Below are 8,421 nucleotides of genomic sequence, written 5' to 3'. Positions count from 1 at the left end.
AGCGTCTCGCGTTCGTCGCTCGTGAGGCCCAGCGGGTCACCGGGAGCGGGCGTCATCTCGGTCAGCATCATGACCGTAGATCACGCCCTCGCCCATCCGTCCACGAATTTACGACTCAGGACACTAGGGAAGGTCGGGGTCGCCGAGCGCGGCGCGGACGATCGGGCTCGTGCACAGGAGCCGGAACTCCGCGCGCGTGAGCCAGGCTGTGCGGGACGAGCGCTTCCCGCGCAGGACGAGGCGCACCCGCTCCGCGTCGTGCGCCACGGTCGCGGCCGCGCCCGCCGACAGATCCCGCTCGAGCGAGCGCAGGTGGCGGTGGATGCGCAGGGCCCGCTTTCCCTCGGGCGAGGAGAGCGCGTGGAAGTAGCGGTTCCGGCTGAAGCCGGGGTCCTGCCGGAGTCGCTCGACCGCGCGCGTGACGAAGTCCGCCATGGGAGCCCAGGACGTTAGCACCCGTCCCGGCGGCGGGCCACGGGATCACGCCTCCGAGGCGCGCCGCTGGCGCGCCGGGCTCCCGGTGACGGGCGTGGGCCCGGCCGCCCGCGCGAGCAGAAAGCGGGCGAGCGCATGGTCGGTCGAGTAGACGTGATCCTGCAGCCAGCCGGTCACCTCGCGCTCCAGCCGGAGCACGAGCCGCGCGCTCGCACCCTCCACCGCGAACAGGTTCGAGAGCGCGTCGATCTCGGCGCCGAAGGCGAGGTGCTCGGCGGCGTGGAGGGCGGCGTCGGGGTACGCCACCTCGCGCATGAGCCGCTCCTCCGCGGCGAAGTGATCGCGGGTGTAGTGCTGGAGGAAGCCGATGAGGCTCGTCGCCTCGCTGCGGTCGCGCCGGAGCATGGCGTCGAGGAGCCGGTCGAAGCGGCGGAACAGCTCCTCGTGCTGCGCGTCCAGTTCGGCCACGCCAAGCGACAGGGCCGACGTCCAGCGGAGCGCCATGGAATCTCCCCTCCCGCGCCATGGTCGCGCGGTCCTCTGACGGAGGGTACGAGCCCTGGAGCCCGCTGACACGCCCACGGTTGACGGACATCACGACCGCCCCGAGAGGAGCGGCGTGCGCGCCTTCGCCCACACTCTAAGTGGGGATGGCTGTCGTGGTCGCGACCAGCCGCGACAGGCTGGCGCGGTCGCGACGGCCGGAGGGGCCGACGACCACCGCGACGAGGTTCCGGCGCCGGAACGTCTCGGCCGCGACGCGCTGCACGTCGGCGGGGGTGACGCGCTCGACGCGGCGGCAGCGCTCCTCGAAGCTCTCGGGCGCGGAGAGCACCTCGCCCGCGCCGTACCAGCCGGCGAGGTCGGCCGCGCTGTCGAGCGAGAAGGCGAGGGTCATGCGGTGGCGCCGCTGGACGCGCAGCAGCTCCTCCTCCGGCATGGGCTGCTCGGCGAGCTGGCCGAGGACCCGCAGGACCTCCTCCAGCACGCGCGGGAGCTTGCGCGGGGCGCACGCGCCGTCCACGACCGTCATGCCCGCGTCGGCGAACGTGTCGATCCCGGCGTGCAGCGAGTAGGCGAGGCCGCGCCGCTCGACGATCTCGAACGGCAGCCGGGAGGAGAGCCCGTCGTCGAGGATGCGCCGGATGCAGAGGTGGACCGGGTAGTCGGCGTGGCGCTCCGGAGGGCAGGGGAACGAGACCGAGAACTCCGCCTGGGCGTCGTCGTGGTCCACGAGCTCGAGGCGCGGCCCGCCCGGCCAGGGCGGCGGCGCGAGGTCGGTGCTGGCCTTGCCGCGGGGCAGGCGTCCGAGGTGCTCCTCGGCGAGCTCCTCCACGTCGCTCGCCCGCACGGGACCCGCCACCGCCAGGACGAGGTTCGCCCCGCTGTAGAAGCGCTCGTGGTGCGCCCGCACGTCGCGCCGCGAGAGGCGCCGCACGATCTCCGGCGTCCCCGCGATCTTGTAGCCGAGCGGGTGATCGCCGAAGACGATGCGCTTCGAGAGGTTGTCCGGGTCGATGTCGCGGCCGTCGGCGTCCACCTCGTCGAGGATCTCCTCCAGGATCACCTCGCGCTCGACGTCCATCTCCTTGAGGAGCGGCCGGCGGATGAGGTCGCCGAGGATGGCGAGCCCGGTTCCGACCTCGTCCGGGTGGATGGGCGTGTAATAGCAGCCGTGGTCGCGCGCGGTGATGCCGTTCAGGCTCCCGCCGGCGCTCTCCACCGCCGCGTTCATCGCGACCGTGTCCGGCCAGGCCACCGAGCCTCGGAAGAACAGGTGCTCGAGGAAGTGCGAGACCCCGTTCCGCGCGGCGGTCTCGTGTCTCGAGCCGGCGCGCACGTAGAGCGCGATCATGGCCGAGTGGAGGCCCGGCGCGCGCGCCGTGAGCACGCGCAGCCCGTTCGACAGCACGGAGCGATGCACCTCCCCCCAGTTCTCGCGCGGGGGCCTCGGACGCGCCGCGACGCGCTGGCGGGGATCGCCGGCGCGGATCATCGCGCCGGCCTTCTGCGGAAGGAGCTTGCGGCGCTTCCGCCGGATCTCGTGCCTCGGCTGCCTCATCTCGTACTCACGACCTCCGTGGGTGTTGCAGTCTGCTCGTCCGCCGCCGCCGGCAGGCGGACGGCGAACGTCGTCCCTCGACCGACCGCGCTGTCGCAGCGGATCGAGCCTCCGTGCTCCTCTACCACCTGCCGGGTGAAGGCGAGACCGAGACCGGTGCCGCGCTCCTTCGTCGAGTAAAAGGCCTCGAAGATGCGCGTCAGATCCCCTGGGGGGATCCCCCCGCCCGTATCGGCGACCTCGGCCTCGATCGCTTCCCCCGCGCGGCGGGTGCGCACCGTCACGATCCCGCCCGAGGGCATGGCCTCCCGGCTGTTGCGGAGCAGGTTGAGGAACACGGCGCGGAGCTGGCCCTCGTCCGCCTGCACGGTGGGCAGCCCCGGCTCGAGCTCGCGATGGAGCTCGATCCGGGCGGCCGCGAGCTCCGGGGCGAGGAAGTCGAGCAGGCCAGCGAGGAGCTCGTTCAGGTCCTGGCGCTCGAGCGCAGGCTTCGGCAGCCGCGCGAACCGCAGGTACTCCTCGGCCACGCCGTTCAGGCGATCGACCTCGCGCGAGATGGCCGCCACGAGCTGCGTCGCCTCGCGGGGAGCGGACAGCTCCGCGAGCTCCTCGGCGAGGAGCTCGGCGTTGAGGCCGATCGCGTTCAGCGGGTTGCGGATCTCGTGCGTGATCTGGGCGGAGATGCGGCCGACCGCGGCGAGCCGCTCCGCCCGCCGGAGCTCGTCGCGCTGCCGCCCGAGCGAGGCCGCCATGGCGTTGAACTCGCCGGCGAGCAGGCCGATCTCGTCGTCGCTCCTCACGTCGACCATGCGCGTGAGATCGCCCGCGGCGACGGCCTTCACCCCCTCGGTGAGCGTCTGGATGGGCGCGAGGAGCCGCTGCGAGAGCAGGGCGGCGCCCACGCCGATCGCGAGCGCGCCGAGCGAGTAGAGGACGATGAGCGCCACCGTCCGGCCCTCCGCCCGCTCGGCCGCCCGGACACGATCGGCGGTCTGGCTCTCCAGCGCGACCTGGAGGAGCTTCACGTCGAGCGAGAGCCCCTTCTCGAGCTGGCGGACCTCCTGCGCGTGCGCCTCGAAGGCGGCGGCCGTCCGCGGATCCTGCCCCTCGCCGGCCTCGAGCGCGTCGAAGAGCGCGCGCGCCTTGGCGTCGTACTCCGACCAGCGGGTGCCGAGCGCGGCGAGCCGCCCCTGCACGTCGTCGAGGAAGCGCGCGTCCTCGTCGCGGGCGAGGAGCCGGGCGTCGGCGATGACGCGGTTCGCCTCCTCGATCTTCTCCCGGACGAGGGCCGGGAAGTGCGCGCGCGCCACCGGGAGGTACGCCTGGCGCGCGGCGCGATCGAGGGCCCGCGCCTCCAGCGCCCGGGCCGCGACCCAGTCCTTCGTCTCGAGCTGCGCCGCGATGCGGGTGAGCGGCTGGTAGCCCGTCGAGAGGAGGCGGAGGTCGCGGCGGGCGTCGTGCAGCCGGACGATGGCGAACGCGGCGACGGCGCCGAAGGCGGCGAGGGCCACGGCGAAGGTGAGGAAGATGCGGGTGGCGACGCGGCGCATTCGAGGGGCGGGGATCCTAGCGCGTCCGAAAGGCGCGGCCCCGCCGAATCGTTCCTAACCTCCCGCGGAGCGGAGCGCGGCGGCCGAGCGCACGCCCGCCGCGTTCCTTCCAAGAGGCTGGAAGGTCTGTTAGTTACGGTGGTCCTCCACCGGAGCACATCCGCCATGACCGGACTCTTCGCCTTCCTCGCCCTCGTCGGCGTCCTCGCAGCCGTCGCCTTCTTCCTCTCTGCCCGCGGTGCGCGCGCCGAGCTCGCCGCGCGCACCGGCGACCGCGCGAAGCTCGAGGCGGACGCCGAGGCGGCGCGCAAGGCGGCCCAGGACGCGCGCGCGGAGGCGAAGAAGACGCGCGAGGAGGCCTCGGCGCTGCGGGGCGATCTCGAGCGCGCGAAGAAGAAGGCCTTCGAGCAGGCGGAGGCCGCGCGGCGCGCGGGCGGCGCGCCGGCGCTGCGCGAGGAGATCGACAAGCTCGGGGCGCGGCTCGCGGAGGCGCGCGCCGAGGCGGCGCACCAGGCGGAGCGGGCCCGCGCGGTGGAGGGCGAGCTGCAGAAGGCTGCGGCCCAGCTCGAGCGCGCGCGGAGCCGCCCGGTCGAGGCGCCTCGCGCCCCGACCCCCGCGCCGGCCCCGGTCGCGGTGCCCGCCGCGGCTCCCGCCGTGGACGACGGCCGCCTCGCCGCCGAGAAGGATCGCGCCGACAAGGCCGAGTCGAAGCTCGCGGAGGCGCGCAAGCGGGTCGCCGAGCTGGAGCGAGATCTCAAGGCCATCCGCGGGCGGCTCGAGACCGAGAAGCGGGTCTACATGGTGCAGAAGGGCGAGCTCGAGCTCGCGGCCGACCGCTACACCGAGCTGCGCCGCCGCCACGACACGCTCCGCAAGGAGCACGACGAGCTCGTCGAGGCGGTGCGGCAGGCCGCGCGGGAGGAGCGCCGCCTCGCCGAGAGCGCCAAGGGGAAGGGCGAGGGGAGCGAGCCCGCCGGCGGAACCGCCGCGTAGCGGCGGGCCCGGGAACGCGCAGGCCTGCTCAGGCGGGCTGCGCCTCACCGCCGGTGATCGGGCTGCTCACGCTCGCGTTCGCGAGCAGCTTGAACACGGGCGCGAGGTCGCGGAACACGCCGAGGAGATCGCCGAGCGACAGGCTCCGCGCCTCCTCGCTCGTCCACGCGATCCCGACGTCGAGCCCCACCGCGCCGGGGGCGAGGTCCTCCGCGAGCTCCAGCCAGAAGGCCGCGGTGTGCGCGGGCGCGAGCTCGGGGAGCTCCTCGTAGTTCCAGTCCCGGAAGCTGCGGAGCTTGCGGAACGGCTTGCCCTTCCGCGCGAGGTTCGGCGCCTCGCGCGCGAGGGCGGCCTGCAGCGCGGCGCGCGACGGGGAGTCCCCCTTCACGCCCACGCGCGCGTGCAGGTGCTCGCGCGTCGCGACCACCGCGAGGTAGGGGATCCCGCGGTAGCCCTTCGGGCTCTCGCAGAACGTGACGAGCGCCTCGTCGGGGGCGACGCCCCGGCGGTGGACGATCTTGCCGGCGTGGACGAAGAGCTCCCGGCCGGCGACGCGGGACAGGCCGGAGAGGCAGTGGTTCCCGAGCTCGACGAGCTTCGGCTGAAGCTTTCCCGTGAGCGCGGCGGACCGCGCGTCGGGATCGTCGATCTCGAACATCCCGAAGTCGGGTGGACCGAGGCCGAGGCCTGCCATGAGCGCCCCCAGCGCAATTGGGCGGGCGATCCTAACACACGTTGACGGCCCGGGCGGCGTGGGCCTAGGTTCACCCCTCCGATGCAGAAGGACCAGCGGCTCCTCGACCTCGCGGCGCTCCTGCTCAAGGCCGCCGAGCCCGTCTCCTGGCGCGAGATCCAGGAGCAGTTCCCCGAGGACTACGGCGGGAAGGGCGAGGCCGCGATCCGCAAGTTCGAGCGGGACAAGGCGGACCTGCTCGAGCTCGGGATCCCCGTGCGCTACGCGGCGGGGGACGAGGACCTCCCCGCCGGCTACCTCATCGAGCGGGACGAGTTCTACCTGCCCGACCTGCGGCTCCCGCCGGAGGACCTCGCCCTCCTCTACCTCGCCGGCTCGGCGGCGCTCGCGAGCGGCACGTTCCCCTACTCCCGCGACCTCGCCCACGCGCTCAACAAGCTCTCCTTCGCGGCGCGGGCGCCGGGCGCCTCCGAGGCCGCGGCGCTCGCGACGCGCCAGCTCTCCGCGCCCGAGGAGGGCGACGGCGTGGACGTCGGCGCGCGCGTGGAGGAGCTCTCGCGCGCGGTCGCGCACAAGAAGCGCGTCCACGTCGTGTACCTCGGCGCGGAGCGGCGCCAGACGACCGAGCGCGACGTCGATCCGTACGGTCTCTTCCAGCGCGGCGGCGCCTGGTTCCTCGCGGGCTTCTGCCACCTGCGCCAGGCGATCCGCACGTTCCACCTCAAGCGCATCGTCTCGCTCGCCATGAACCCGTCGGCGCCCCGCACGCCGGACTTCGCGACGCGCAAGGACTTCTCGCTCGCCGACTTCGCGACCCGCGAGATCTGGGAGTACGACGTCCACGGCGCGGTCCGCTGCCGGATCCGGCTCGAGCCGCCCGTGCCCGCCGAGGTGATCGCCTCGTTCGGCCCGCGCGCGAGGCTCGCGGAGGACGGCGGCGCGACGCTCGTCGAGGTGGACGCCACGAACGAGGAGGGGCTCTTGCGGCACGTGCTCGCGCTCGGCGATCGCGCGGAGCTCCTCCAGCCGAAGGCCCTGCGCGAGAAGGCGCGCACGGTGCTCGCCGGCCTCGAGCGGGGGCTCGCGTGAGCGCGGCGAAGGGACGCAAGGCGTCGCCCGCGGCCCCGGCGTCCCGCGCTCCGGCGCGGCGCGCGGCGCCGAGGTCCGCCGCGCCGAAGCCGGCCCAGGCCCCGGCCCCGAAGGCCGCCGCCCGCAAGGCCGCCGCCGCCGCGCCGCGGCCCGACCCCCGCGACCGGCTCCGGCGCGTCCTGTTCCTCGTGCCGTACGCGGTGCGCCACCCGGGCATCCCGGTGAAGGAGCTCGCGCGCCGCTGCGCCTGCACCGAGCGGGAGCTGCTCGCGGATCTCGACTTCCTCCTCGAGGTCGGCTCGCCGCCGTTCGCGCCCGACGACTTCCTCGACCTGTACGTCGAGGGGGACCGCGTCTACGTCGCGCTGCACCAGAGCTTCTCCCGCCCGCCGCGCTTCACCGAGAGCGAGGCGGCCGCGCTCGCCGCCGCTGCGCAGGGGCTCGGCGGCGAGGGCCGGGAGCGCGCCGTGAAGGCGCTCCGCGAGTCGGTGCCGCGCGACCGCCGCGCGAGCTTCGACGAGCTCGTCGGCCGCATCTACGCCGGCGCGCCGCCCGCGCGCGACTCGGTGCTCGGCCGGCTCCAGCGCGCCATCGCCGAGCGCCGCGCGGTGCGGCTCGCCTACCACTCCGCCTCGCGCGACGCGGAGACCGAGCGCGTCGTCCGGCCCTACACGCTCGCCCAGCGGTTCGGCCACTGGTACCTCTACGGCCACGACTCCGAGCGCGGGAAGGCGCTCGCGTTCCGCCTCGACCGGATCCGGGAGTGCGCCGTCACGGACGAGCGCTTCGATCCGCCGAGCGAGGCGGAGCTCGTGCTCGCGCGGCTCTTCTCGGAGGCGCAGGGAGAGCCCGCGCAGATAAAGCTCGGGCCCCTCGCCGCGGCCTGGGCGCTCGCCCGGCCCGGGGTGCGGCTCGTGAAGCGCACGGAGAAGGGCGGGGCGGTCGTCGAGCTCGCCGGGGCGAGCGACGAGTACGCCACCCGGTACGCGCTCTCCCTCGGCGGCGACGCCGAGGTGATCGCGCCGGCCTCGGCGCGCCGGCACTTCGTGGACGCGGTGCGGCGGACCCTCGCCCGCTACGGGTGAGGAGCGCTCGGGCGCGCACACCCTGGGTTCCCCAGGACCACCTCCCGCCACCCGATAAAACGGGACTTGGCGGCGGCACGCGAACCGCATCCCGGGCCGCCGCAATCTCGCGGAGGTGCCTTGGCCCGGGTCCTGATCGTCGACGACACCGACATCGTCCGGCGTGCGCTGGAGCTCGCCGTGCGGCGGATGGGACACGCCGCCGTGTCCACCTCCAACGCCGCCGAGGCGCTCGCCCTCGCCCGGCTGGAGCCGCCGGATCTGGCCCTCGTGGACTTCCGCATGCCGGGCATGGACGGCGCGGAGCTGTTCCTCGCGCTTCGCGAGGCGCTCGGCGAGCGCTGCCCGAAGATCCTCTTCGTGTCGGCGACCCCCCCGGACGAGGTCGCGCGCGAGGTCGAGCGGATCGGCCGGCCGGTCGGCTACGTGAAGAAGCCGTTCCACCTGGACGATCTGGTGAGGGTGGTCGGCGAGGCCTTGGCCTAGCGCGCCAGAGAAACCGTTTTCGGCCTG

At 74.5% G+C, this 8,421-nt stretch carries 9 protein-coding genes; 4 read left to right on the top strand and 5 right to left on the bottom strand.

All coding sequences use genetic code 11. The features are described 5' to 3' along the window. Positions 1-123: 123 nt before the first annotated feature. The 4 genes from MLV88_RS16340 to MLV88_RS16325 form a co-directional block, all read right to left on the bottom strand. Positions 124-435: a hypothetical protein gene (locus MLV88_RS16340; protein WP_242334534.1), complete on the bottom strand. Its 312-nt coding sequence runs from the start codon at positions 433-435 to the stop codon at positions 124-126. Positions 436-480: 45 nt separating this feature from the next. Then, positions 481-939 (bottom strand): bacteriohemerythrin, encoded by a 459-nt coding sequence (locus MLV88_RS16335; RefSeq protein WP_242353059.1) that lies wholly within the window; start codon positions 937-939, stop codon positions 481-483. 136 nt (positions 940-1,075) lie between these two features. Next, positions 1,076-2,497 carry a M16 family metallopeptidase gene (locus MLV88_RS16330; protein ID WP_242334528.1) on the bottom strand — a complete coding sequence of 474 codons (1,422 nt, stop codon included), beginning with the start codon at positions 2,495-2,497 and terminating at the stop codon, positions 1,076-1,078. Beyond that, positions 2,494-4,047 carry a sensor histidine kinase gene (locus tag MLV88_RS16325; protein WP_242334525.1) on the bottom strand — a complete coding sequence of 518 codons (1,554 nt, stop codon included), beginning with the start codon at positions 4,045-4,047 and terminating at the stop codon, positions 2,494-2,496. The genes MLV88_RS16330 and MLV88_RS16325 overlap by 4 nt, the downstream gene beginning before the upstream one ends. Before the next feature lie 165 nt (positions 4,048-4,212). Between MLV88_RS16325 and MLV88_RS16320 the strand changes: the two genes are divergently transcribed. Next, positions 4,213-5,040, top strand: coding sequence for a coiled-coil domain-containing protein (locus MLV88_RS16320; protein WP_242334523.1), 828 nt, complete (start codon positions 4,213-4,215; stop codon positions 5,038-5,040). A 28-nt stretch (positions 5,041-5,068) separates the two neighbouring features. On the opposite strand, the gene MLV88_RS16315 is transcribed toward MLV88_RS16320, so the two are convergent. Next, positions 5,069-5,734: a DUF1054 family protein gene (locus MLV88_RS16315; RefSeq protein ID WP_242353061.1), complete on the bottom strand. Its 666-nt coding sequence runs from the start codon at positions 5,732-5,734 to the stop codon at positions 5,069-5,071. Positions 5,735-5,815: 81 nt separating this feature from the next. Here MLV88_RS16315 and MLV88_RS16310 point away from each other — a divergent pair, with 81 nt between their 5' ends. From MLV88_RS16310 to MLV88_RS16300, 3 genes are all read left to right on the top strand, one after another. After that, positions 5,816-6,823, top strand: coding sequence for a helix-turn-helix transcriptional regulator (locus MLV88_RS16310; protein ID WP_242334517.1), 1,008 nt, complete (start codon positions 5,816-5,818; stop codon positions 6,821-6,823). Continuing rightward, the gene (locus MLV88_RS16305; RefSeq protein WP_242353063.1) at positions 6,820-7,908 is read left to right on the top strand and encodes a helix-turn-helix transcriptional regulator; all 1,089 of its coding nucleotides are present in this window, start codon (positions 6,820-6,822) and stop codon (positions 7,906-7,908) included. The genes MLV88_RS16310 and MLV88_RS16305 overlap by 4 nt, the downstream gene beginning before the upstream one ends. Positions 7,909-8,028: 120 nt before the next feature. Continuing rightward, positions 8,029-8,394: a response regulator gene (locus tag MLV88_RS16300; RefSeq protein WP_242340290.1), complete on the top strand. Its 366-nt coding sequence runs from the start codon at positions 8,029-8,031 to the stop codon at positions 8,392-8,394. Positions 8,395-8,421 lie beyond the last annotated feature (27 nt).

It is taken from the genome of Anaeromyxobacter soli (assembly GCF_022808855.1).
GTDB classification, from domain to species: domain Bacteria; phylum Myxococcota; class Myxococcia; order Myxococcales; family Anaeromyxobacteraceae; genus Anaeromyxobacter; species Anaeromyxobacter soli.
Note: the sequence above shows the minus strand (reverse complement) of the source record. Positions and strands in the feature narration are given on the sequence as shown.

Coding starts and splice junctions, on each gene's coding strand:
- MLV88_RS16315 (WP_242353061.1), bottom strand. CDS start 5,734: ATGGCAGGCCTCGGCCTCGGTCCACCCGACTTCGGGATGTTCGAGATC.
- MLV88_RS16340 (WP_242334534.1), bottom strand. CDS start 435: ATGGCGGACTTCGTCACGCGCGCGGTCGAGCGACTCCGGCAGGACCCC.
- MLV88_RS16320 (WP_242334523.1), top strand. CDS start 4,213: ATGACCGGACTCTTCGCCTTCCTCGCCCTCGTCGGCGTCCTCGCAGCC.
- MLV88_RS16325 (WP_242334525.1), bottom strand. CDS start 4,047: ATGCGCCGCGTCGCCACCCGCATCTTCCTCACCTTCGCCGTGGCCCTC.
- MLV88_RS16310 (WP_242334517.1), top strand. CDS start 5,816: ATGCAGAAGGACCAGCGGCTCCTCGACCTCGCGGCGCTCCTGCTCAAG.
- MLV88_RS16330 (WP_242334528.1), bottom strand. CDS start 2,497: ATGAGGCAGCCGAGGCACGAGATCCGGCGGAAGCGCCGCAAGCTCCTT.
- MLV88_RS16335 (WP_242353059.1), bottom strand. CDS start 939: ATGGCGCTCCGCTGGACGTCGGCCCTGTCGCTTGGCGTGGCCGAACTG.